At 72.1% G+C, this 23,148-nt stretch carries 22 protein-coding genes; 6 read left to right on the top strand and 16 right to left on the bottom strand.

What is annotated here, in order from left to right:
• Positions 1-26 precede the first annotated feature (26 nt).
• From FDO69_RS16095 to FDO69_RS16140, 10 genes are all read right to left on the bottom strand, one after another.
• Positions 27-1,226: a threonine aldolase family protein gene (locus tag FDO69_RS16095; protein ID WP_104780503.1), complete on the bottom strand. Its 1,200-nt coding sequence runs from the start codon at positions 1,224-1,226 to the stop codon at positions 27-29.
• A 9-nt stretch (positions 1,227-1,235) separates the two neighbouring features.
• Complete coding sequence (locus FDO69_RS16100) at positions 1,236-2,573, bottom strand: MFS transporter (protein WP_159030616.1); 1,338 nt, start codon at positions 2,571-2,573, stop codon at positions 1,236-1,238.
• Positions 2,566-3,822 carry an ATP-grasp domain-containing protein gene (locus FDO69_RS16105; RefSeq protein WP_104780505.1) on the bottom strand — a complete coding sequence of 419 codons (1,257 nt, stop codon included), beginning with the start codon at positions 3,820-3,822 and terminating at the stop codon, positions 2,566-2,568. The genes FDO69_RS16100 and FDO69_RS16105 overlap by 8 nt, the downstream gene beginning before the upstream one ends.
• Positions 3,819-5,450 (bottom strand): class I tRNA ligase family protein, encoded by a 1,632-nt coding sequence (locus tag FDO69_RS16110; protein WP_104780506.1) that lies wholly within the window; start codon positions 5,448-5,450, stop codon positions 3,819-3,821. Before FDO69_RS16110 ends, FDO69_RS16105 begins: the two co-directional genes overlap by 4 nt.
• The gene (locus FDO69_RS16115) at positions 5,447-6,550 is read right to left on the bottom strand and encodes an NAD(P)/FAD-dependent oxidoreductase (protein WP_104780507.1); all 1,104 of its coding nucleotides are present in this window, start codon (positions 6,548-6,550) and stop codon (positions 5,447-5,449) included. Before FDO69_RS16115 ends, FDO69_RS16110 begins: the two co-directional genes overlap by 4 nt.
• A complete protein-coding gene (locus FDO69_RS16120) occupies positions 6,543-6,920 on the bottom strand; it encodes a cupin domain-containing protein (protein ID WP_104780508.1) in 378 nt (125 codons plus the stop codon). Before FDO69_RS16120 ends, FDO69_RS16115 begins: the two co-directional genes overlap by 8 nt.
• Positions 6,917-8,146, bottom strand: a complete 1,230-nt coding sequence (locus FDO69_RS16125) for a lysine N(6)-hydroxylase/L-ornithine N(5)-oxygenase family protein (protein WP_159030617.1) — start codon at positions 8,144-8,146, stop codon at positions 6,917-6,919. Before FDO69_RS16125 ends, FDO69_RS16120 begins: the two co-directional genes overlap by 4 nt.
• Positions 8,147-8,162: 16 nt before the next feature.
• Positions 8,163-9,386, bottom strand: coding sequence for an ATP-grasp domain-containing protein (locus FDO69_RS16130; protein WP_104780510.1), 1,224 nt, complete (start codon positions 9,384-9,386; stop codon positions 8,163-8,165).
• Positions 9,387-9,691: 305 nt separating this feature from the next.
• Positions 9,692-10,540, bottom strand: coding sequence for an EamA family transporter (locus FDO69_RS16135; protein ID WP_104780511.1), 849 nt, complete (start codon positions 10,538-10,540; stop codon positions 9,692-9,694).
• Positions 10,533-11,078 carry a MarR family winged helix-turn-helix transcriptional regulator gene (locus FDO69_RS16140; protein ID WP_104780512.1) on the bottom strand — a complete coding sequence of 182 codons (546 nt, stop codon included), beginning with the start codon at positions 11,076-11,078 and terminating at the stop codon, positions 10,533-10,535. The genes FDO69_RS16135 and FDO69_RS16140 overlap by 8 nt, the downstream gene beginning before the upstream one ends.
• Positions 11,079-11,522: 444 nt before the next feature.
• Between FDO69_RS16140 and FDO69_RS16150 the strand changes: the two genes are divergently transcribed.
• From FDO69_RS16150 to FDO69_RS16165, 4 genes are all read left to right on the top strand, one after another.
• The gene (locus FDO69_RS16150) at positions 11,523-11,756 is read left to right on the top strand and encodes a hypothetical protein (protein WP_138430104.1); all 234 of its coding nucleotides are present in this window, start codon (positions 11,523-11,525) and stop codon (positions 11,754-11,756) included.
• 100 nt (positions 11,757-11,856) lie between these two features.
• Positions 11,857-12,165: a hypothetical protein gene (locus FDO69_RS16155; protein WP_104780513.1), complete on the top strand. Its 309-nt coding sequence runs from the start codon at positions 11,857-11,859 to the stop codon at positions 12,163-12,165.
• Between the two features lie 48 nt (positions 12,166-12,213).
• Positions 12,214-13,473 carry a nucleotide sugar dehydrogenase gene (locus FDO69_RS16160; protein WP_104780514.1) on the top strand — a complete coding sequence of 420 codons (1,260 nt, stop codon included), beginning with the start codon at positions 12,214-12,216 and terminating at the stop codon, positions 13,471-13,473.
• A gap of 221 nt (positions 13,474-13,694) precedes the next feature.
• Entirely contained in the window at positions 13,695-14,228 is a 534-nt protein-coding gene (locus tag FDO69_RS16165; protein ID WP_104780515.1) for an EF-hand domain-containing protein, read from the top strand.
• Positions 14,229-14,578: 350 nt separating this feature from the next.
• Here FDO69_RS16165 and FDO69_RS16175 read toward each other — a convergent pair whose 3' ends face one another.
• The 6 genes from FDO69_RS16175 to FDO69_RS16200 form a co-directional block, all read right to left on the bottom strand.
• Positions 14,579-14,992 carry a DUF6917 domain-containing protein gene (locus tag FDO69_RS16175; RefSeq protein ID WP_234387954.1) on the bottom strand — a complete coding sequence of 138 codons (414 nt, stop codon included), beginning with the start codon at positions 14,990-14,992 and terminating at the stop codon, positions 14,579-14,581.
• 29 nt (positions 14,993-15,021) lie between these two features.
• A complete protein-coding gene (locus tag FDO69_RS16180) occupies positions 15,022-15,972 on the bottom strand; it encodes a Gfo/Idh/MocA family protein (RefSeq protein WP_104780518.1) in 951 nt (316 codons plus the stop codon).
• The gene (locus FDO69_RS16185; RefSeq protein WP_104780519.1) at positions 15,969-17,096 is read right to left on the bottom strand and encodes an Ldh family oxidoreductase; all 1,128 of its coding nucleotides are present in this window, start codon (positions 17,094-17,096) and stop codon (positions 15,969-15,971) included. The genes FDO69_RS16180 and FDO69_RS16185 overlap by 4 nt, the downstream gene beginning before the upstream one ends.
• A 62-nt stretch (positions 17,097-17,158) precedes the next feature.
• Positions 17,159-18,451, bottom strand: a complete 1,293-nt coding sequence (locus tag FDO69_RS16190) for a M20/M25/M40 family metallo-hydrolase (protein ID WP_104780520.1) — start codon at positions 18,449-18,451, stop codon at positions 17,159-17,161.
• Positions 18,448-19,353: a sugar phosphate isomerase/epimerase family protein gene (locus tag FDO69_RS16195; protein WP_104780521.1), complete on the bottom strand. Its 906-nt coding sequence runs from the start codon at positions 19,351-19,353 to the stop codon at positions 18,448-18,450. The genes FDO69_RS16190 and FDO69_RS16195 overlap by 4 nt, the downstream gene beginning before the upstream one ends.
• A gap of 1 nt (position 19,354) precedes the next feature.
• A complete protein-coding gene (locus FDO69_RS16200; protein ID WP_159030618.1) occupies positions 19,355-20,512 on the bottom strand; it encodes a Gfo/Idh/MocA family oxidoreductase in 1,158 nt (385 codons plus the stop codon).
• A 354-nt stretch (positions 20,513-20,866) separates the two neighbouring features.
• Between FDO69_RS16200 and FDO69_RS16205 the strand changes: the two genes are divergently transcribed.
• Together FDO69_RS16205 and FDO69_RS16210 are read left to right on the top strand one after the other, a co-directional pair.
• Positions 20,867-22,009 carry a DegT/DnrJ/EryC1/StrS family aminotransferase gene (locus FDO69_RS16205; protein ID WP_234387955.1) on the top strand — a complete coding sequence of 381 codons (1,143 nt, stop codon included), beginning with the start codon at positions 20,867-20,869 and terminating at the stop codon, positions 22,007-22,009.
• On the top strand, positions 22,006-23,148 hold the full coding sequence (locus FDO69_RS16210) for a DegT/DnrJ/EryC1/StrS family aminotransferase (RefSeq protein WP_104780523.1): 1,143 nt from the start codon (positions 22,006-22,008) through the stop codon (positions 23,146-23,148). Before FDO69_RS16205 ends, FDO69_RS16210 begins: the two co-directional genes overlap by 4 nt.

Genomic DNA, 23,148 nt, shown 5'->3' on the forward strand with positions numbered 1-23,148 from the left:
CCGACCTCCCGGGCTTCCGCCGCCGGCTACTTCGTCTTGCGGTTCGCGGAGAAGTCAGGCTCTTTCCCCAGCACTGCGATTGCCTCTTCCATTTCGCGAACCGTGCGGCGCAGTCGCACCAGTTCCTCGCGCTCGGCCACGGTCAGCGCGCCCGCCCGCCCTTGGCCTCGCTCCGCCGCCAGCTCCTCCGCGATCGCCGCCGCGAACGCGTCCACGTCGCCCTCGGTGGTGTCGAAGGAGGTCATCCAGCGGACCTCGCCGGCCTGCTCGTCCCAGGTGTAGAAGCGGAAACGCTTCTGGAGACGCTCGGTGACGGCCGGAGGCAGGACGGCGAAGATCTGGTTGGCCTGCACCGGGCGGGGGATCTCCAGGCCCGGCAGGTCGCGCACCGCCTCGTACAGCCGCTGGGTCATCGCGTTGGAGCGGGCCGCCGAGCGCAGCCAGAGGTCGCCGCCCAGCAGCGCCTCGAACTGCACCGACACGAAACGCATCTTGGAACCCAGCTGCATGCTCGTCTTGCGCAGATGAGCCATGCCGCGCACCGCGTCCTCGTTGAGCACGATCACCGCCTCACCGAAGAGCAGCCCGTTCTTGGTGCCGCCGAGCGAGAGGACGTCCACGCCTGCGTCGGTGGTCATCTCGCGCAGGGAGACGCCGAGGGTGGCGGCGGCGTTGGCGAGCCGGGCGCCGTCCAGGTAGACGAGCATGCCGAGGTCGTGCGCGTGGTCGCAGATCGCACGGATCTCGTCCGGCGTGTAGCAGGTGCCGAGCTCGGTGGACTGGGCGATCGAGACGACCTTGGGCCGGGCCCGGTGCTCGTCCTCGAAGCCCCATGCCTGACGGTCGATCAGCTCAGGGGTGAGCTTGCCGTCCCATGCGGGCACCGTCAGGAGCTTGATCCCGGCGACCTTCTCGGGCGCCCCGCCCTCGTCGACGTTGATGTGGGCCGACTCGGCGCAGACCACGGCCTCCCAGCGGTCGAGCATGGTCTGCAGCGCGACCACGTTCGCGCCGGTGCCGTTGAAGACCGGGTACGTGTGTGCGGTGGGGCCGAAATGGCCGCGCACCACTTCCTGCAGGCGCTCGGTGTAGACGTCGGCGCCGTAGCTGACCTGGTGGCCGCCGTTGGCCAGGGCGATCGCCGCAAGGATCTCGGGGTGCGCACCCGCGTAGTTGTCGCTGGCGAAGCCGCGCTCGTCCGGGTCGTGTCGTCGCTGTACGGTCATGGTGCTCGCCTACTTGTCTCGGTCGGACGGGTGTGACACAGGGGGTCCGGACGGGCGCCGGCCGGCCGCTCGGGCCGACGCCGGCTCCGTCCGCGCGCGGGCCTTCTCCAGGTTGCGCACCAACGGCGGCGCGGCGAGCCCGAGCAGGGCGAAGAGCGCCGCGAGGACCAGCCAGCCGGTCCCCGCCGCACCGACGACCAGGGAGGTCATCAGCCACGGCCCGGCGAACTGCTGGAGCCCGCGCCCCAGGGAGAACACCGCCTGATACTCCCCCTGCCGGCCCGCCGGGGCGAGCCCGAAGGACAGGCCCCAGCTCGCCGACGCCTGGTACAGCTCGCCGAGGACGAGCACCAGCGCGCCGCCCAGCAGGGCCGTGCTGTCCAGGAGCGCGCCGTGCCCCCCGCTCAGCGCGAACACCAGGCAGGACGCCCCCAGCGCCCACCCCGCCCAGCGCAGCATACGTGCCGCTCCCGCCGGGGTACCCGCGCCCCTGCTGACCGCGACCTGGAACAGCAGCACCAGGACGGTGTCCAGGATCAGCAGCCCCGACACCAGCAGCGCGGGCGCGTCGGTGCCGGTGACGATCCACAGCGGCAGACCGACCGTCAGCAGCGGGTGGTACAGCTCCAGAGCGCCGCACACCAGCGCGACGGCCACGTAGCGCACGTCCCGCAGCGCGGCGCTGCGCAGCACCCCGCCCGGCGCCTCGGCGGTGGCCCGGGGCCGGGCGCCCGCGGGCAGCCGCATCCCGAGCAGCACGGCGACGGAGACCAGCTGGAGGGCGGCGTTGGCGAGGACCGTGGCGTAGAGGGCGGTCGAGGTGCCGGCCGCGATGGCGGCTCCGGCCAGCGCGGCGCCGCCGAGGAAGCCCAGGTTGAACAGGCTGCGCATCTGCGCGCTCACCCTGACCCGCTCCGCCTCGCCCACCAGCGCGTCGGTGAGCGACGCCTGGAGCGCGCCCGCCGAGGTCTCCAGGACCGCGATGACACAGGCGACCGCGAGGAACGCGGCGAAACCGTCCACCAGGCAGTACGCGGTGAAGCCGGCGGCCGCGAGCAGGAAGTTGACGGTGAGCACCCGGCCCGCGCCGAGCCGGTCCGCGAGCCGGCCGATGGGCACGGTGCAGACCAGACCGCACAGCCCGGCGACCGACAGGGCGAGGCCCACGCGCTGGGCGGGGATGCCGATGGTCCGGGTGAAGAACACGGCGCTGGAGGTGAGGAACACCCCGAGCCCCAGGGACTGGATGAGCGTGAGGACGCCGAGTCTGCGCGCGTTCCCGGCGGCCGGAAGGGTCTCCCGGAACCACGCGCGCAGTACAGCGCCGTACCGGCCTGCCTCAGCCACGCGGCTCAGCTCCCTCGGCCCGTTCGGCCCGCTCGGTCCGCAGCCCGTACACCTCCATCGCGGTGTGCACGGCGGCCCGCACCCCGTCGGCGCTCCGCCCCCGGAACCGGAAGATCCCGCAGCCCTCGTCGTAACTGCCGGGCCCGGTCATGATCTGGCCGATCGCGGGCAGTTCCTCGTGGTAGACCTCGGGGACGGCCGACCGGGGCGAGGTGCGCGCGAGGACCCGTCCGGGCAGCTCGCGCGGAGCGGGGTAGATGAGCCAGCCGCCGGCCCGGGGCCCGACCGGTTCGGACGGCTGCCACAGCGGGGGCAGGCCCAGGGCCGCCCGGAACGCCTCGGCGAACAGGTCGATGCCGTACAGGTCGACGTGCAGGAACGGCACCTGCGCGCCGCCCGGCCGCAGCCCGACCTCCAGGAACACCAGCTCACCCCCCGGACGCCGGATCGCCTCCAGGTGGAACGCGCCGTCGCGCAGCCCGAGCGCCCCCAGACAGCGGTCGGCGAACGTGGTGAGCTCGTCGCGCTCGGGGCCCGGGTCGAGCAGGACCGAGCCGAGCGGGCGGCCGTGTGCGTAGTCCAGGCAGGTGTGGACGTACTGGGAGGCGGTGACGAAGTGGAGGCGGCCGGAGCGGCGGACTCCGTCGACGTGGAAGATGTCCCCCTCGACGTACTCCTCGCACTCGTACGCCTCGGGGTCGACGTCCCCCAGCGCGTCGCGCAGTTCGTCGGCGCTGTGGACGACCGTGACTCCCTGGGAGCCCGCCGCGGCGCGCGGCTTGAGGACCAGGGGCAGACTGCCGAGGGCGTCGACGACCGCCTTTGCCGAGGGTGCGTCGTCGAGGCGCAGGAACCGGGGAACCCGCAGTCCGGCCGCGCCCACCGCGCTCTTCATGGCGGGCTTGTCCTTGAACCGCTCGACGAGGTCGAGACCGTAGCCGCCGGGCACGCCGAGTGCGGCCGAGAGCCGGGCGGCCGTCAGGATGTCGTACTCGGACTGGCCGAAGACGGCCTCGGGCGTGCCGTGCCGGTCCGCGATCTCCCGGACGAGGGGCAGCAGGTCGTCGTAGGCGAGGCTGTCGCGCACATGGACCTCCCTCGCCCCGTCCTGGTCGAGCGCGGGCAGCCCGCCGGGCGTGGTGACATACACCGTCCGGCAGGGGTGGCCGTCGAGGAAACGGTGGTACTCGCCGAACTCGTCGCCGGAGCGGTTGAGGACGACGTACAGCGGTGTGGTCCGGTCTCTCACGCGTCCGCTCCCGGTCGCAGGGTGTCGGGCAGGCAGGCGTCCAGATCGGCGGCGCTCACCCGGCCGAAGCCGGGCGCGGGCCGGTCCCGGTGGGCCGGGGTCCTGGCGAGGAAGGCCGCCGCGCGGGGCTCTCCGGGGCCGCCGAGGCGCTGCCAGAGGAGCTCGGCGAGGTCCGGCATCACGGGGAACGCCAGTAGGGACAGGCCCTTGAGCCACCAGTAGGCGCCGTCCTCGGCCGCGTGGGCGGCCGCGTCGTCGGCGCACCAGCGGTCGAGTGCCGCGACCGCGCGCCGGGTCGAGACACGGGCGGCGTCGAGCGCCGCGGACTGCTCGGCGAGCAGGGATTCCAGGAGATCGGCGGCGGCCGGGGCGGGCGCCTGCGGCGGCCCCTCGGGCAGCCGGCTCCAGGCGGCGTCGATCCGCTTGCCGAGGCCGTCGGCGAGCGTGGCGTTCGCGGTCCGAAGGAAGTCCGCCGTCTCGAAACTCGCGGCCCCGGACTCCAGATCGGCCCCGGCGAGGTAGTACCGGACGGTGTCCACACCGATGGCGGGCGACGCGGCGATGTCCGCCGCCCAGATGGCGTGCCGGGCGCTGGTGGAGAACTTCCGCCCGGCCAGCCGGTAGAAGTTGTTGATCAGGCACCGGTCGTACGGCTTCATGTCGCCGTGCAGCAGGCTGGTGCCGACGATCGAGACCAGGGTGGGGATCACGTTGTCCACCCCCAGGGTGGTGATGGTCGTGACCCCGGAGTCCGGGTCGAAGGCGTTCACGCCGGTGCCGGAGAGCCGGCCGTGGACGGCGCCGGCGAGGCGGGCGAACATGAAGATCCCGGCATACGGGAAGAGGGCGCGCGGCACGTCCGGCTCGGCCGCGGGCAGCGAAAGCCCCCACGTCTGCGGGGCGCTCAGCCGCACGGTCAGGCCGTCGCGCTCCAGGAAGCGCGCCACGGTCGCCCGGTAGCGGTCGGCGACGCCCAGGTCCACGAGCGTGGCGTCCAGGAGGTCGCGGTCCGGCAGCCGCAGGAAGAGGCTGGAGATCTCCCGCCAGGTCAGCGGCCCCTCGTCGAGCAGAGGGCGCGGCTCGACGACCGACTCGGGCAGGAAGTGCGCACTGCACTCCTCGCAGAAGTAACTGGCGATGCCCGCCCCGCACTCGGGGCAGCGGCCCTGGAGCCAGCCGCCCACCACCCAGCGGTCCGACGCCGCGCAGTGGGGCACGCGCTCGGTGCGCGTCAGCACCGCGCCCCGGGCCGTCAGCCGCTCGATCGAGGCGGCGACCTCCCGCTCGAACTGCTCGCGCCAGGGTTGCTGATCGGGGAGGATGAACGCGTCGACGCCGATGCGCATGGCCGCCAAGTCGTCCTGGATGCGCTGTCCGTAGCGGGCGGCGACCTCACCGGGCGTGGAGTCCTCGGCGTGCGCCTTGAGTGCCACGTACGACTCGTACACATCGCTGCCGGTGATCACCAACGGCAGGTCGCCCCGGACCCGCAGATGCCGCGCGATCATGTCCGACCACAGGAAGGGGCCGCCGACGTGGCCGAGGTGGAGGGGGCCGTTGGGCGTGGCCTCGGGCGGCACCAGGAGGTAGTGCCGGGGGGTGTGCGTGTCCCCGGTCAGCAGGCTCATGTCCGCGATCTCCCGTCGAGCAGGTTCAGTGCGTCCTCGGCCATGGCCGGGGCGAGTCGATAACCGGAGCCGGAGCCGCCGATGGCCATGACCACGTCGTCGCCGCCGACCGTGTCCACGACCGGCAGATGGCCGGGGGTGAAGCAGTCGCTGAAGACCCGGCCGCCGAGCAGGTGCGGCAGGAATCCCGGTACGTGCCGGGCGAGCAGGGCCCGGGCGAGTTCCCGGTCGCGGGCGTCGATGGCGAGTGGCTCGTCGGGGCCGCGGTCCCAGTCGGGCGAGGTGATGCTGAAGATCCAGTGGCCGCCGGGGCGGTGGGGCAGCAGGAAGGCGTCGGCGTCCTCCAGGAGGAGTGCCGGGGCGCCCGGCGGGGGCGGCGTCATGATGTGGAACGCCACCACCTTCTTGACCCGGGCCCCGCGCTCGCGGGCCGCCGCCGCCACCGGCCCGTCGAGGGCCCAGGGGCCCGGTGCGAGGACCGCCTTGGTGGCGGTGATCCGGCTGCCGTCGGCGGCGACCAGTTCGACGCGCCCGCCCGTACGGCGTACTTCGGTGACCCGGAAGCCCTCCAGAAGGATGTTGCCGGGGCGGCCGAGGACCTCGTCGAGAAGCCGGTCGGTGAGCCACTGCGGCTGACCCGCCGTCATGGGGGCGGTGGCCAGCAGGACTTCGTCGCCGCTGTGCGCGAGCCCGGGGAACGTCCGGACGAGCAGGGCCCGCTGCTCCCCGGTGACCGGCCGGGTGCGGCCGCCGTCGGCCATGGTCGCGTCGAGGGCGGCCGTGTTCTCGCGCGCCACCAGCCAGCGGACGTCGACCGGCGCGCGTCCGGCGTCGCCGAGTTGGGCGGCGAGCTCGTCGAAGAGCGTGGTGCTGCGGGCGGCCAGGGCGCGCTGGGCCGGGTTGTGCCCCGTGGGCGTGTCGAACCCGGCCGAGAGACGGGTCGCGCCCGTCCCCCGTCCGGCGTGCGTGATCACGGCGACGCGGCGGCCCGGGTCCCGGCGCACGGCGTAGAACCCGGCGAGGGCGCCGACCGCGCCCGCGCCGACGACCGCGAGGTCGTAGTGGGACGCTTCCTCGGCCCCGATGATGCGCTCACTCATCGGTCGCCGGCCACCAGAAGGAGTAGATGACCAGTTCCTCGCCCTGATCGGCGAAGATCTCGTGGACGGCCCGCGAGGCGAAGCCCACCATGGAGCCCGGCCCGACGAGCGACCGTGCGCCGTCCACCTCCAGGGTGCCGGATCCGGCGTGGACCACCCAGATCTCCTGGACCGCGTGCTGGTCGGGCGAGCTGGTCCCGCCCGGCGGCACGGTGAAGCGGGCCGCCTCGAACGGCACGCCGGGGAAGACCGAACGGGCGAAGTCGGCCTCGGCGACGGTCACTCCGTCGGGTTCCACCTCGGTCGGACCGAAGGGAACCAGGACGCCGACCGCCTCGGCCTGGAACTGCGGGACCTGACGAGCGGTCATACCGGATACCTCGACTCACCCAGCATGCTGTTGAGGATGACGGCGCTGCGCCAGGGGAGCAGGCTGAGATTGGGGTCGGCGACGCCCCAGGAGTGCCGGGCGCCGTTCTGGAGGTAGATCCGGTTCTCCGCGGGCCCGTCCCAGGCGACCGAGAAGTCGTCGCCGACGACGAGCATCCCGCCGTCCCGCCGCAGCCGAGCGTCCAGCGGAGCCATGAACTCCGGTAGCGCGTAGGCATATCCGGTGCTCAGGATCACGACATCGGCGGCGAGCACGGCGGGTGCGTCCGGGCCCGAGGACTCGACGACGAGCTTCCATTCGTCGGGGCCACCCCCGATCGAGGTGACCGCGCAGTCCGCCAGGAAGCGCAGCCTGCCGGGGTTGTTCTCGATGAACTCGTCGCGGTAGCTCAACCGGTAGATGTCCTGGAGGACTTGGAGGTCGATGCCGTCGCTGGTGTACCTCTGCTGCTCCAGGAGCCGGGCTTTGCGGTCGGCGGGCAGCGAGTGGAAGCGGCGTACGTAGTCGGGCGTGTAGAGGTCGTTGGCGAACGGCGAGTCGTCCATCGGCACGAACGACGAGCGCCGGCTGACCCAGGTGATGCTCTCGGGTGCCGCGCCGGCCGCCAGATGGCGCACGATCTCCGCGCCGCTCTGGCCGCCGCCGACCACGACGACCCGCCGCCCGGTGACCTCGGGGGCCCGCAGCAGGAACTCCCCGGAATGGAAGACGGTGGTGCCGAGGAAGGGGCGGAACGGCGCGGGCACGGACGGGGTGAGCCCGGTGCCGAGCACGAGATGACGTGCCGTCACCTCCTGCTCGCCGGTGCGCAGATGGAAGGCGCCGTCGTGGAAGTCCACGCTGTGTACGTCCGCCCCGAACGTCAGGCTCGGCAGCCGCCCGGCGACCCACTGGAGGTACTGGTTGAACTCGGCGCGCAGGACGGCCGGGAAGTCCGCGGCCAGGAACCGGTAGAGCCGGCCCTCACTCGCCAGGAACGACAGGAACGAGAAGGGACTGGTCGGATCGACCAGCGTCACCAGGTCCTTGAGCAGCGAGACCTGGAGGGTGGCCTCGGGCAGCAGCAGTCCGGGGTGCCAGGAGAAGCTCTCACGGCGTTCCAGGTGCGCGCCGCGCAGCCCTTCGACCGGATGCGCGAGCGCGGCGAGGCTCATGTTCGCGGGGCCGATGCCGACGGCCGCGTAGTCGAGTATGTGTGCGTTCATGGTGGGAACCGCCGGGTCAGGCCGGGACGACGAGATCGCCGAGCGCCCGCCAGCGGTCCAGGGCGCCCTGCGGCGAGTCGGCGGTGAACAGGGCATGGCCGAGGCGCGAGCGGCAGTCCTCGACGCCCGGAATGGTCTCGCCCGGCGCGAAGTACACCGCGGTCTCGGTGACTTCCGGCAGTGCCTCCAGCTCCGGCCACCCGGTGAGCTCCCGGTACGAGGAGCGGCCGGCGGCGGAGAAGAAGCGGATGCCGGCGCTCTCGGCCTGCGGCCGCGCGAAGGCGCCGGCCGCCTCCAGGCCGATGCCGAGCGCGGTGGCGACGGCCACCCTGGGCAGGCTGACGCCGGTCACGAGCCGCAGCAGCTCCACGATCCGGTCGCCCGGCAGCCGGGCCCCGATCTCGATGAGCACCGGACCGTCGGCGGCCAGGCGCAGTTCGCAGTGGAAGGGACCGCCGGTGATGCCGACGGCGCGGACGACGTCGCCGACGTACGCCTCGACGCTCTTCAGGGTGGCGTCGTCGACGAGCGCCGGGGTGAGGTGGCCCAGCTCCACGAAGTCGGGCTCGGGGCCGAGCAGCGTGCGGCTGAGGGCGACGACGGTGATCTCGCCGCTCTCCAGGACATAGCCGTCGGCGCTGAACTCGGGGCCCTGGACGTACTCTTCGACGAGCACCCGGTGCTCGTGCAGCTTGCCCATGTCGGGCTCCGGGTCGGTCACGAGCCGCTGGAACGCGGCAGTGAGCTGGTCGAGGTCGTCGGCGCGGCTGACGTGGATGCTGCCGGAGCAGGCGACCGGCTTCAGCACGCAGGGGAAGCCGACCCGTTCGGCCGCGGCGCGCAGTTCGGCGTCGGTGGTCGCCTGGGCGAAGCGCGGGGTGCGCAGCCCGGCCTCCGCCACGGCGGCCCGCATGACGCTCTTGTCCCGGACCCGGTCGACGGTCGCCACGGGCAGGCCGGGCAGGTCCAGTGCCGCGGCGACGCGCGCGGTCGCCGTCACATAGATGTCGGAGCCCGGCAGCACCGCCTCGAACGGCTCGGCCCGGTGCAGTTCGAGCACGGCCGCTTCGAGGGCGGCCTGGTCGTTGGTCTCCACCGTCAGCACCGAGTCGGCCGCCGCGCGCACGGCGTCGGAGAGCCGGCGGTCGCCGGAGTCGGCGGTGGCGACGACGACCCGCAGTCCCATCTCGGCCGCGACACCGATCAGGGTGGCGCCTCCGGAGGAGGCGGGTTCGACCACGAGGACACGGGCAGGACGAAGTACATCGGTGTGCGGCAAAGCGAAATCCCCCGGGCGCAGCTGTATGGACCGGACTCGCGATCGCGATCCAGGTCGTGATCTTTCTATCCGGGTGTCTTGGTCCCGGTCAATGGATCACCGCAAGATTGTCTGCGACAACGGACCTGGGCCGCACATTTTCCGGAACGAGAGCCCCATGAGCGCTTGTTCGACTTCCGGAAGCGGCCGAACGCCTTCGTGAAGGTTCTCAGCGGCGAGACGTCCGAACGCGCCCGCCGGCCCTTGGCGGCAGCGGGCCGGCGGGTTCAGCGCAGCGCGATGAGCCCGATCGCAAGTGCCGTGAAGACGAGACCGACCGCCTGTCCGCGGTTCAGGCGCTCCTTCAGCATCACCAGGGCGAGGAGGACGGGAATGGCGGGGTAGAGGGCGGAGAGCACGGTGGCGACAGCCATGAGCTGTTGTCCAGTGGCTTCCAGATACAGCACGATCGCAAGTGTGCCCAGGGCGCCGGCCGCCACCGTTGCCGCCCATGGCTCGCCCGCCGGCCTCCAGGGGGCACTGTAGGACCCCAGGACTGCGGCGATGACTACGACCGAGACCACCCGGCTCAGCACCACCGGCCACAAGTCGCTGTCCATGCCCACCTGCGCCATGGCGAGGAACTGCACCCCGAACCCGACGCCGGCGATCAAGGCACTGGGGACCCCTGCGGCCGGCGTTCCGCGCTGCTTGTCGCCGAGACTCGAAGAGTCCTGCGAGACCAGCCAAAGCGCCGGCAGGACGGCGGCGATCCCCACCCATGCAGGCAGGGCCGGGCGCTCTCCGAGCAGGCATACTCCGACCAGGACCGGTAGGGCCACGGCTCCGACATCGCTGACCGGGACGACCACGCTCATCGCCCCCTGCGACATCGCCCGGTACAGGAAGGCGACCCCGACTCCTGTCCCCACCCCCGACAGCGCACCCCAGCCGTAGTCTGCGAGTGAGGCGGTTCCACCGTCCAGAACCAGGGCCAGGAGCAGCCCGAGTACGGTGCCGCCCACTTGGGCGTGGAGTGCGACGGTCAGCCCGTTGCGTCTGCGTGAGACCAGGCCGTTGACGAAGTGCGTGATGCCGAAACACAGAGCGGACAGCAGAGCGAGCAGTTCACCCATGGTCGCTCTCGTGGCTTGCCCGGTGGTCACGGTCCGCCTGGCCCACCGGGCAGGTCGCACCGTTCCGGACGCAGGCACGCCGGTCGCACAGCCGGCAGATGCGTTCGGCGTCACCAGCCTGCCGGTACAAATCCGTCAGAACTTTGCTCAGCAACTGGCCGAGCTGCTCCCGCTCTCCGTCGTCGAGGCGGTTCAGCGCCTGTCGCAGTACGTCGCTCCGGCAGGCGAGGAGAGTGCGGGCTGCCTGGGCGCCCCCATCGCTGAGCTGGAGGCTGACCCACGCTCCCCAGCTGGCTTCTTTGCGTACCAGTCCCTGTTTTTCCAGGCCATCGACCATGCGGGCCGCAGCGGACTGGCTCAGTCCTACCCGCCGGCCCAATTCGGTGACGCTCAAGCCGGGATGTGTGGACAACACCACCAGCGCGGCGGCTCCGCTCGAACTGGTGCCGACTGCCCGTGTCGCCTCGGCGACCACCACGTCGCTGAGGGCAAGCGCGGCCGCCCCCAGAAGATTCGCCGTATGACATTCCTCATGCATGAGTCATGCATACCCACAATGACGTGCTGTACAAGTGACGCCCGGGGTAGCGGATCGCGGCTGAAGCGTTCAAGGAGGTGCACTTCCAGGACAGCGGCCGCCGCGCCGGCAGCCTGGAGCAGGTCCACAAGACGCCTGACTGGCGCAGAAATGCGCAGGCGGGAAGCCTGGTCACAGCAGCGCACATTTTTTTCTGAAGGTCTTCGAGTCGAAGGCAGGCCGATGTACAACGTGGCCCGCCCCTGACCTGCAGAAGGCGGCAGGGAGCCGTCTTTCAGGAGTTCAACATGCTGCGCACCATGGTCAAGTCCAAGATCCAGCGTTTGGGTGTTTCCGCAGATCAGAGTCGTGATCGCCGCGTCCTGGTCAGCAAGAGGTCAGCACGAGGTCAACGGGCGTCGCAGTAGAGTCTCCGCTTGCCGGCCCTCCGCCCGCTACGCAGACGTGGACACCGGCGAGCGCTGCCGCACCGAGGAAAGCCATTTCGGCGGACCCGCGTTCACCGGCAATGCTGCCGCCGGCGGCACATCCTTCCCCGGGTGGCCACTGCGGCAGTTGACGAGTGATCGCCTGAGCCGGAACCGGTTTTTCGCCGCGACGGTGAACCCGTGCCCGGCCCCGTGCGCGTCCGAAACCGACGGGGCGCGGATCACCGACCGATGCGTCAACTTGATTTGACGGCGTCCCTGATACGGGCGCATCAGGGTGGGCTCGTGCTTAGCGAGTGCATCTCCCGAAAAGAATCAATTCGACAACACGCTGCCGAAAGGACCAATTCATGCGCTGCACCCGTGTCTTCATGCTCGCCGCCGCCGGTGCGCTGCTCGCGGCAAGTGCCGCCACCGGCACTGCTGCAGCGGCGGAGCAGGGCGACGTCGTGGTGTTCGGTACGGAATTGACGCCGCTGACTGCTTATCCCGATCCGCACGGGTGCCAGAAGCTTCCGCCCGACGCGCATGTGCTGACGAACCACACCGATCGTCCGGTCACCATCTACGCCGACCCGTTCTGTCTGACCCCCGGCCTCACCGTGCAGCCGGGATACGGCTCGCATGTGGCGCCCGGCAGCGGCAGTTTCTCCGCCTGAGCCACCCCTGTTCCCGTTCCTCCCCCCCACACAGGAGAACGTACGCACATGGCCGCCGATCTCGTCGTCATCGGACTGGGGCATGTCGGGCTGCCGCTGTCCAGAGCCGCGGTCTCGGCCGGTCTGGCGACCGTCGGGTACGACGTGTCCGGCACGGTGGTGTCCGGACTCGCCGCAGGCCGCTCCCACGTCGGCGGCGTCCTCGACGCCGAGGTCGCGGTCATGCTGGACGCGGGCTTTCACGCCACGACCGACCCGGAGGTCCTGGACGGCGCGCAGACCGTGGTGATCTGTGTGCCGACCGGCCTCACACCGGAGGGCTTGCCCGACCTGTCCGCGGTCGAGGACGCGACCCGGGCCGTCGCCGCCCGACTGCGCCCCAACATGCTCGTCGTCCTGGAGTCCACCAGCTATCCCGGCACCACTGAAGACGTCGTGCGGCCGCTGCTGGAGCACGGCAGCGGGCTGCGGGCGGGCGAGGACTTCCACCTGGCGTACTCGCCGCAACGCATCGACCCCGGCAACGAGACGTGGACCATCCGCAACACACCGAAGGTCGTGAGCGGTTGCAGCGCTCTGTGTGCCAAGTACGCCGTCGCGTTCTACGCCCGATTAGTGGACCATCTCGTCGTCGCCCGCGGTACGCGGGAGGCGGAGATGGCCAAACTCCTCGAAAACACCTATCGGTACGTCAACATGGCCCTGGTCGACGAAGTGGCACTGTTTTGCCACGAGACCGGCATCGACATCTGGGACGTGCTGCACTGCGCCGCGTCGAAGCCGTTCGGCTTCGCACCGTTCAGGCCCGGACCCGGCGTCGGCGGGCACTGCGTTCCCGTCGACCCCCGCTATCTCGCCGCGCGGGCCGAATCCCAGGGCTTCGCCTTCCGTACGCTGGCAGCCGCGCACGAGGTCCTCGGCCGTATGCCGAACCATGTCGTGGACCGAGCGCTGGCCCTGCTCACCGAGGTCCGGGGCCGCCCTGAGGGCGCACGAGCCCTGCTGCTCGGAGTCACCTACAAAGCGGATGTGGCCGACGTCCGGGAGACACCGGCGTACCCGGTGGCGGCTGGACTGCTCGCCGCCGGTGCCGAGGTGTACTACCACGACCCGTACATAGCCGAATTCACTGTCGGCGGCCGGTCATTGTCACGCGCCGAGAACCTCCAGGAAGCCATGGCCCAGGCCGATGTGGCGATCCTGTTGCAGGACCACGCCTGTTACGCGAGGGAAGCACTGGGCCAGGCCCGCTGCGCCCTGCTCGACACCCGCGGCAAGGCCGTGGGCAGTCGGGTCACCCTTCTCTGATCCCCGCGCGCCGGCCTCAGCCGGTGCCTCCTCACGCCGGCCTCAGCCGGCGTCTCCTCCTGCCGGCCGTCGCCGGCTCCAGAGCCCGCGCAGCGGTATCGCCCTGCGCGGTCGCGGCCCTGCCCAGGTGCCGCGGTCCGTCATCCATCCGACACCACCCACCACTCGACACCACCCACCACTCGACACCATCGGACTCCGTCCGAGACAAGGAGAGACACATGAGCACAGCTGTCGCCAACGACCGCCTGGTGAAGCGCTTCGAGAAGTGGGACACCGACGGCAACGGCGTCCTGGAGGCGAGCGACTTCCAGGGCGAGGCCGCGCGGATCGCCCAGAACCTCGGCAAGAGCGCCGAGTCCCCGGAAGTGCGGGAGCTCCGCAGCGCCTTCCAGGGGCTGTACGAGCACCTGGCCCAGAAGGCCGGCGTCCCGGCCGGTGGCGCCATCAGCCGGGAGCAGTTCCTCGAGGCAACGGGGGAGTTGCTGTTCAAGGAGGGTGAGGCGAGCTTCAACCGCGCGCTCTCTCCCATCGTGAAGGCGCTGGTCCGCCTGTGCGACGACAATCACGACGGCGAGATCGACGCCCGTGAGTTCCAGGCCTGGCTGTCCGCCGTCGGCGTGCCGGTCTCCCAGGCTGGGGAAATCTTCCAGAAGGTGGACAGGAACGGCGACGGAAGGCTGTCCGAGGACGAACTGCTGCAGACCGTCCGTGACTTCCACTTCGGCCGGCTGGAGGTCGAGCTGCTCGGCTGACCTGCCGGAGCGGCAGCTCTGACCCGGGTGGGCGACCACCCGGGTTCCGGAGCCACCGGATGGCGCCGCCCGTTCAGCGGGCCGGCGCCATCCCCTCGCTATGCCGGCCGCCTGCGCCGTGGTGGTCGTCATCACCTTCCTGCGTCACCGCACGGCGGCCGAGGACTGCGCGCGACCGTTTGTTCGCGGAGGGCCGTCTGCTCATGCCCGTCTGCGGTGCGGTGGCGCTGTCTGGAGCAGGGGTACCCGTCCCCTTCAGCGCAAGCGCTGTCCGGAACCGTCTCGCGTGATGCCCTCGCTGAACCCGCGTCTGGGGGTGCCCTGCCGGAGACCGCTTCGGCGTGGGATTGTCAGGCGCCGGGCGGTGCGGGGACCGTGCCATGGTCCCCGGCCCGGCCATGGACGAACGTGACGACGGTCTCCGGCCGCAGGCCCAGGTCCCGGCCGCTGACCGGACGCGCCGCGTGGATCAGGATGTTGTAGTGGTTCGGAAGGTGACAGGCGTCGAAGCCGAGCACCGTGCCGACTGTCGTGTCCCCGATCCGCACCAGGTCACCCCGGTCGATCACACCGCCGCACAACAGCTCGGCGAAGCCCAGGAAACCCACCCGGTCGATCCGGGCGCCGGAGCGCGGATCCCACTGGTCGGTGGTGACCAGTTCGTGCACCTCGCCCCGGCGTACGCACCGTGCCGCGTGCTCCTCCAGCCGCATGCCGCGGTCCGTGCGGTGGTGCACGAGCACCTTGACCAGTGATGCGCTCACGACGCGCTTCGGGCCGTCCTCCGCCGGATTCACCGGCTCGCCTCCGTCGCCGTCGCCTTCGGTGCGGGCCGGGCACAGCGATAGGCCGCCTCCACCAGTTCCAGCGCGGCCAGGCCGCTGTGTGCCCCTGGGCCGGCCGGGGCGCCGGTGCGGACGAGCGCGGCGAACTCGGTGAGGATCGCCTCGTACTCGTGCCACAGCGACGCCTTGAAGCCGGCGTGTCCGGCCAGCATGTCGGCGTGCAGCACCTCTCCGCCGGTCAGCTCCACCTCGAGGTCCTTGCGTTCCCCCGGGTACGACCAGTCCAGCTTGACCGAGGCCGTGGTTCCCGTACGGCCACGCAGGCGGATCGTCGCCTGACGGTCGACGCCGGAGCCGTCGCGGTGGATCTCGCAGCCGGTGACGGTCAGGTCACCGAGCAGCAGCCGCACCAGGTCGAGGGCGTTGGGACCGTTGTCGGCCACGCAGCCGCCGCCGCAGCGGGCCGCGTCCAGGTACCAGTCCTCGCCGCCGAGATGCTCCTCGATGCGTTCCAGATAGCGCACCCGGACGGCACGGATCTCCCGGCCCGACGTCCGGCGAGCCAGTGCGCGGACGGCGGCGTTGTAGCGGCGGTGGAACGCCGTCATCAGTGGGACCCCGCGGTGCCGCGCCAGATCCACCAGCACGGACCCCTCGGCCGCGGTCAGGGCGAGGGGCTTCTCGACGCAGACCGGCACGCCGGCGGCCAGGGCGTCCCGGCACAGGGGCAGGTGAACGTCGTTGGGCACGGCCACGACGAGGGCGTCCGGTCGCGCCCGGTCCAGCAGCGCGCGGTGGTCACTGAAGCGTGCCGCCCGGCCGGGGAACTGCTCCAGAGTTTCGGCCCGGGCGTCGCACACGGCGGTCAGCTGCCACTCGGGCAGCCGTTCCGCGGCGGCCAGATAGTAGGGGGAGATGCCACCGAGACCGACGACGCCGAGTCGCAGGGGCCGGGTCATCGCGGGCTCCGGGGACCGCCGAGGAGACCGAGGGTGGTCAGCTCCGCGTGGAGATGCGGGGGCAGGGGGATGCCGTGGCGGCGACGCTCGGCGGCGAGTTCCGCCTCCCGCCAGCCCGGGTAGCGCACCGGCTCGCCGCCGGGCACCGGCGGGCAGTCGGCGAGCGCACCGAACAGGGACCGGGTCGCGGCGGCCACGTCCGCGCCGGGTCGCAGCACCTCCGGGGCGATCGCGAGGAGGAAGAAGCCGATGTCGTCGTCGCTGCCGTGCGGCCGGCCGTCCCCTTTCAGTGCGGCGGGCGCGGGTCCCACGGCCGCGCCGGACACCACGGCGGCCAGCAGTTCCACGGCGATGCCGAGCCCGTAGCCCTTGTGGACGCCGGTCTCGGCCGTGCCGCCCAGCCAGCGCAGGAAGGCCTCGCCGCGGTCGAAGGCGGACGGGTCGGTCACCGGGTCGCCCGCCACGTCCTCCAGCCAGCCGACGGGCACCGGGGTGCCGCGGCGGGCGGCGACGCGGACCCGTCCGGTGGGCGCGACGGTGGTGCTCATGTCCAGCAGGAACGGGTGTCCGTCGAGGGCCGGCGCGGCGACGCTCAGCGGGTTGGTGCCGAGCATCGCCACCGCGCCGCCCGGGGGTCGTGCGATGCGCTGGCCGCCGCAGTTGCTCGCGACCACGCCGATCATCCCGGCGTGCGCGGCACGCACCGCGTGGAAGCCGGCGCACCCGAAGTGGGTCGCGCCGCGCACCGACACCAGCCCGACCCCGTGCCGGCCGGCCCGTGCCACGGCGTCGTCCATGGCCTCGGCCGCGGCCCACAGTCCCAGGGCGCGGCGGGCGTCGAAGACCGCGCAGGCGCCCAGGTCGGTGAGGGCCCGTGGTTCGGCGCGGGGGTCGCAGCCGCCGGACTCCAGCAACGGCAGGTAGAGCCGGGTGAGGTTGAACACGCCGTGCGAGTCGAGCCCGGTCAGGTCGCCGTGGCACAGCGCGTCCGCGGCGAGCCGGGCCCGCGCGTCGGGGATGCCGTGGCCGGTGAACAGGTTGGTGAGCGAGGCATGCAGCTCCGCGTGGTCGACGAGGGCGGGTGGGGGCTCGACCGCCGCTCGTGGGGCGGTGGGTGCCGTCATACGGGATTCCTTACGGGGTGGGGCAGTTGTTTCGTAGGTCGTTCGCTTCTGCATGTGGTGCTTTACGGAGGTCGGTGCGCTGACGCCGTCGGCACTGCTTCCGCGAAGGACGTGACGAGTCGGCGGACCAGGCCGGCGAACTCCTCCAGGTCGGCGAGGTCGACGAACTCACCGGGCGCGTGGGCGCGGTTCGCGGCGAGACAGCCGGGTCCGAGCACGGTGGTGAAGGCGCCGTCCAGGCCGGCTGCCCAGATGGCGTCGCAGGTGAACCCGGGGTCGTCGGCCGCCGGCCGGGCTCCGGCGCGGGCCAGGAGTTCCTCGGCCCACGGGTCGCAGTCGTCCAGCGCGGGCAGGCCCCGCTTGTCCCAGCCGAGCCGGGTGATCCGCTCCGCGTCCCGCGCCGTGTGGGCGAACTCCCTTGTGGGAGCGAAGAGTTCGGTGAAGCGGCGCAGACCTTCCGCGACGTGCCGGGTGACCTCGGTCTTCAGGTGGTCGCCGTCGGAGGTGCGGCGGTACGACAGGTTCATCAGCAGGGTGCCGGTGCCGTGGACACGGTTGTGCGTGCGGCCGGTGTGCAGCCCCGCGACGCACACCCGCGTACCGGGTACGGCGCTGTCCAGGCGGGCGGCGAGGTGCTGGGCCAGGAATCCCAGCAGTACGGTGGCGTTGTGTCCGGCGTCCGGGTGGTCGTCCACCGCGTCCTCGCCCGCGACGGTGATCCGCGCGGTCATCGCCGCGGTGGCCCGGGGCAGCGCGCGCAGGCCGGTCGGCTCGCAGAACACGTTGAGGCGGCCGTGGTGCCCGGCCTCCAGCAGCGGGCGGGTGCCGTAGGTGCCCAGGGCGCCGCCCTCCTCCCCGGCCACGGCCTGGAGCAGGACGGTGACGTCCCGTCCGACGGCGGGGTGGGACGCGGCGGCCCGCAGCCCGGCGAGCAGGGCCACGGCGGGTCCCTTGGCGTCGACCGCGCCCCGGCCGGTGAACCGCACGCCGTCGAAGGCGGGCGGGGTGTGTCCGGCGACGGTGTCCAGGTGGACGTTGAACATCACTGTGTGCGCTCGGGAACGCTCGGGCCCCAGCCGCAGCAGCAGGCTGGGCTGGTCCGCGAGGAAGCGCGGATCGCGGGCGGCGGTGCGGACCGTGGACGGTACGCCGGGACGGTCCAGGCAGGCGGCGGGCGGACTGGCGAGGCGGACGGTGCGCAATCCCGCTTCGGCGGCGGCCGTCGCGTACCGCTGGAGGATCTCGGGCAGCCGGGACGGTGGATCGCCCGGGCCGGCCTCCAGGGGGTTGACGCTCGGCAGGCGCAGAAGGTCCAGAAGCACGTCCCGGTGCCGATCGGTGAACAGGGCGCTCACAACGGGCCGTCCAGCGGGCCGGTGACCGGCTGTGCGGCGCCCAGCAGCCCAGCGAGGGCCTTTCCTGCCCGGACGAACAGGTCGGCGGCGTCCTCACCGGCGCGGACCAGCCCCTCGTGGGGGCGCACCGCGAGATGGGGTTCGAGGGACAGCGCTCCGGTGTAGCCGTGGGCGGCCAGCAACTCCAGGCATTCCACCACCCCGGCCTCACCCTCGCCGGGCAGGGTGTAGGCGGTGCCGCCGTCCGGTGTGCGGACGGCGTCCTTGATATGGACGTGGGCGACGTAAGGGGCGAGGTCGCGCAGCATCTCCGGGGCGCGGTAGCCGTACGGGACGCCGTTTCCGGTGTCGAACAGCAGCCGCAATGCCGGGTTGTCCACGGCGCGCAGCAGTCGCAGCGCGCGGTCGGCCCGGTCCCCCGCCCATCCCGCGCAGTTCTCGTGCACCAGCACCAGGCCCGCGCGCTCGGCGCGGTCCGCAAGGACGGCCGTGCGGGCCAGGACGCGATCGGCCCACTCGGTCTGCGTCAGACCGTCGTTGGGGTACGACATGATCCGCACCAGACGGCAGCCGAGGGTGGCGCAGCGCTCGGCCAGGATGTCGAGTTCGGCGAGGTCCTGGCCGAAGCCGCCGGTGATGGGACGGGACCAGTTGCCGATCCGGGAGGCGACGGCGGTCACGGTGACGCCGGCCTCGGCGAGCCGCCGGGCCAGCGCGCCGAAGGCGGCCGGGGAGAGGTCGGCGAGGGCCGTGCCGTCGACCGTGCGTAGTTCGACGGCGTTCCAGCCCAGGCGCCGCAGGGCGGCCACCTGCCCGTCGGTGCCGGGCGCCGCCTCGTCGCCGATGCCGGCGAACGGCCCGAACCCCTGGACGCGGGGCTCGGTGGCGCTGTTCCGGGACATGTCAGCGGCTCCCGGCACGGGCGCGCGGTGTGACGGTGCAGTGCTCCCGGGCCGCGCACAGCAGCCGGGCGGTCGCGCAGGCGAGCGGGAAGTTCCCGACGCCTGCCGCTTTGGAGGCGAAGCCGCGGTAGGCGCCGTCCAGGAAGTCGGTCAGGGCGTCGTCCCGGAAGACGTGGTGTCCGACCCCGGGCACTCCGCCCGCGTCGAGGGCTCCGACCGACGGGAGCGCCCTGCCGCCGTCGAAGGGGGCGACGACGAGCTGCGCGTGGTCGCCGTCGTCCGCGTCGAGGACTCCGGCCGGCGGGGCCGCCGTACCACCGTCGAAGGGGGCGATGACCAACTGCGCGTGGTCGTCGTCCTCGCTGAGCGGGAAGTGGGCCGTGGCCGTCCCGCCCTCGAACTCGCAGACGACGCTGCGTTGCCGGACGGGTGCGCCGAGGTCGGAGCGCAGCAGCGTCACCACCCCCGAACGGTGCTCCAGTTCGACGTGCGCGCCGCCCAGGCGGGGCAGGCCGCGGTCCTCGCAGCGCAGGTCCCAGCAGCGCGCGGCGAGGAGTTCGGCCGGACCGGCCAGATCGAGCGCGAGCGCCAGGGAGTGGGGAATCTCCACGTCCAGGGCGGACGGATGCCCGTCGGTCGCCAGGGACCGCAGGAAACGGGGCTTGTGCTGGTCGACTGTGATACGGCGCAGGGAGCCGAGCCGTCCGCCGCCCACCAGCCGGCGCAACCGGCCGGCGAGCCGGGAGGTGGTCCAATGGGCGACGGTCACGAGATCGAGGCCGGCCTCCTGGCGCAGCCGGATCAGGCTCTCGAGTTCGTCCGCCGATGCGGCGAGGGGTTTCTCCACGATCATCCGGCGGAAGCCGTGTCCGGCCAGTTCCGCGAGGAGGTCGTGGCGCAGCCGGGGCGGTGTGCACAGGTGGACCACCGCGGTGGCGGGGTCGACGCGTTGCAGGGCCTGTTCCAGCGTGGTGACGGCCGTGACCTCGCCGGACATGCCCAGGGGGCGCAGACCGCCGGCACGCGGGTCGCAGCCGACCGCGGGCAGGGCGACGAGCGGATCACCCGAGGCCGCGGTCCGCCGGGCCAACCGGACGAGCGTGTTCAGATGCAGTCCTGATCCGGACCGGCCGAGCCCGACCACGAGGGGCTGCAGCACAGGGCCTCCTGAGAGGAAACGGAAGGAAAGGAGCGCGCTCATTTCGCTGCTCACCGCACAACTCCGGTGCGCCGCACCACTGTTGCGACCCCATGCGGAAACGGTCAAGACGTCCGGAACGCGATTACCCAGAACGTGTGAAGATGATCCTTTCCTTTCTCCGTCGACCGGAAATCCGATTAGCGTGGGCATTCCGCAGACACGACGGAGACGGGTGAGAGATTGCCTTCCAGTGGACGAATTCCGGCGCGCTCCGGAGGCGTGTTATCGACTGCGCCGGGAACGCCAGATCGAATTCCCTTCTTCTCTCAAGCTGCGACTTTCGAACGGCTGTGGCCTTCCATCGAAGCGGCGTTGGACGAGGTTTTCCACAGCGGCAAGTTCTCCCACGGGAAACAGGTCGGGCAGCTCGAGTCGGCGCTCGCGGACTACACCGGCGCCCGGCATGTGATCGGCGTCAACAGCGGCACCGACGCGCTGGTGTTGCTGCTGCGCGCCTGCGGAGTCCGTCCCGGCGACGGTGTCCTGGTGCCGGCGTACTCGTTCTTCGCCACCGCCTCGGCCGTCGTACTGGCGGGCGGGACACCGCAGTTCGTCGACATCGACCCGGAGACGTACGCGATGGACCCGGCGGCGCTGGAGGCGGCCGTCACTGCGCGGAGCCGGTTCGTGATGCCGGTGCACCTGTTCCACACGATGGCCGACATGACGGCCGTCACCGCCGTCGCCCGGCAGCACGGCCTGACGGTCGTCGAGGACAGCGCCGAGGCGATCGGCATGCGCCGGCACGGAGCGCACGCGGGTCTGCACGGGGTCGGCGGCGTCCTGTCCTTCTTCCCCTCCAAGACGCTCGGCGCGCTCGGTGACGCGGGAGCCGTGCTCACCGACGACCCGGAGGTGGCGGCCACCGTCGCGGCCCTGCGCCACCACGGCAGGACGGGCCGCACGCTGAACAACTTCCCGGCCATCTCCACCGAGAGCGCCCTGCCCGGCGCGAACAGCAAGATGGACGACATCCAGGCGGCCGTCCTGCTGGCCAAGCTGTCTCTCCTGGAGGAGCACATCGCGCGCCGGGCCGAACTGGCGGACGCCTACACCGCCCGCCTGCGGGACACACCGGGGATCGTCCGCCTGCCGCGGACCACCGTCAGGAAGCCGCCGCGGACCACCGCCGGGAAGCCGCCGCGGACCACCGCCGGGAAACCGGACGACCGCGACGTGTACTACGTCTACCTGATCGAGACCCAGCACCGGGACGCCCTGGTCGACCACCTCGACCGGAACGGCATCGGCACCGAGGTCTACTACCCGGTGCCCCTGCCCCACCAGCCCGCCTTCGCGCACCTGGGTCACCGGCAGGGCGAGTTCCCCCGTGCCGAGGCGGCGGCCCGGCACGCCGTGGCCCTGCCCTTCCACCCCGACCTGGGGCCAGGCGACCTGGACCGCGTCTGCGACACCATCCGCTCCTTCCTCGCCGGAACGAGGACGACCGCATGACCGCGTCGATCCCTCCCGCCGTCCCGTTCTTCCCTCCCGCCCTCTTCGAAGCCGACCGCCCCGCACTGATCGGGCTGGTCCGCGAGGTGGGCCTCGACCCGGAGCAGCGGTTCATCCTGGGCAGGCGCACCGCCGCCTTCGAGGACCTGCTGCGCGAGGACCTGGAGGCCGCCGACGTGGTCGCCTGCTCCAGCGGCACCTCGGCGCTCTCGCTGGTGCTGCGGGCCATGGACGTCGGTCCGGGCGACGAGGTGATCGTGCCCGCGTTCGGCTGCGCGCCCCTGGCCGCCTCGGTGGTCGACGTCGGGGCCACACCGGTCTTCGCCGACATCCGGCCGGACACCATGACCATGGACCCGGACGAGGCGGAGCGGCTCGTCACCGAGCGGACCAAGGCGGTGATGCCGGCCCACATGTTCTCCGTCATGGCCGACATGCCACGCTTCGCCGAACTTGCCCGGCGGCACGGACTGCGCCTGCTGGAGGACTCGGCGGTCGCCCAGGGCGGTGTGCTGCGGGGCGTCCCGGCCGGGCTGTGGGGCGAGGCGGGGCTTTACTCCTTCGTGCAGGTCAAGACCTGCGGCATGCCCGGCGAGGGCGGCGTGGTCGTCACCCGGGACCCGGCACTGGGCGAGAAGGTGCGGATGCTGCGCAACCACGGCCAGCACGCCGGGCGCCGGTTCGTCCACCACGCCGTCGGACTCAACAGCCGCTTCGACGAGATCCAGGCCGCCTTCCAGACGCACCGCTACGCCGGCTTCCCGGCGCGGCTGGCGCGGCGGGCGGAGATCGCCGCGTACTACACCGAGCGCTTCACGCCGCTGGCCGGCCACGGTGTGGTACCACCGCCGCACGACCGGGACGGCCGGTGCTTCTACGTGTACACGGTCCTCGCCGACGACCGGGAGGCCCTCGGCGCCCACCTGGCCGAGTGGGGGGTGGCCACGCACGTCTACTATCCGCAGCCCCTGCCCGCCCACCGTGCCTTCGCTCCCTACGTGTCGCCCGGCGCCCGCTGGCCGCGCGCCGAACAGGCCGCCCGCCGCCATCTCGCCCTGCCGGTGCACCACCTGCTGACCGACGCACAGGTCCAGCACGTCGCCGACCTCGTGTGCGCCTTCGCCACCGAGCACCACTGA

It is taken from the genome of Streptomyces tibetensis (assembly GCF_007655005.1).
Classification (GTDB): Bacteria; Actinomycetota; Actinomycetes; order Streptomycetales; family Streptomycetaceae; genus Streptomyces; species Streptomyces tibetensis.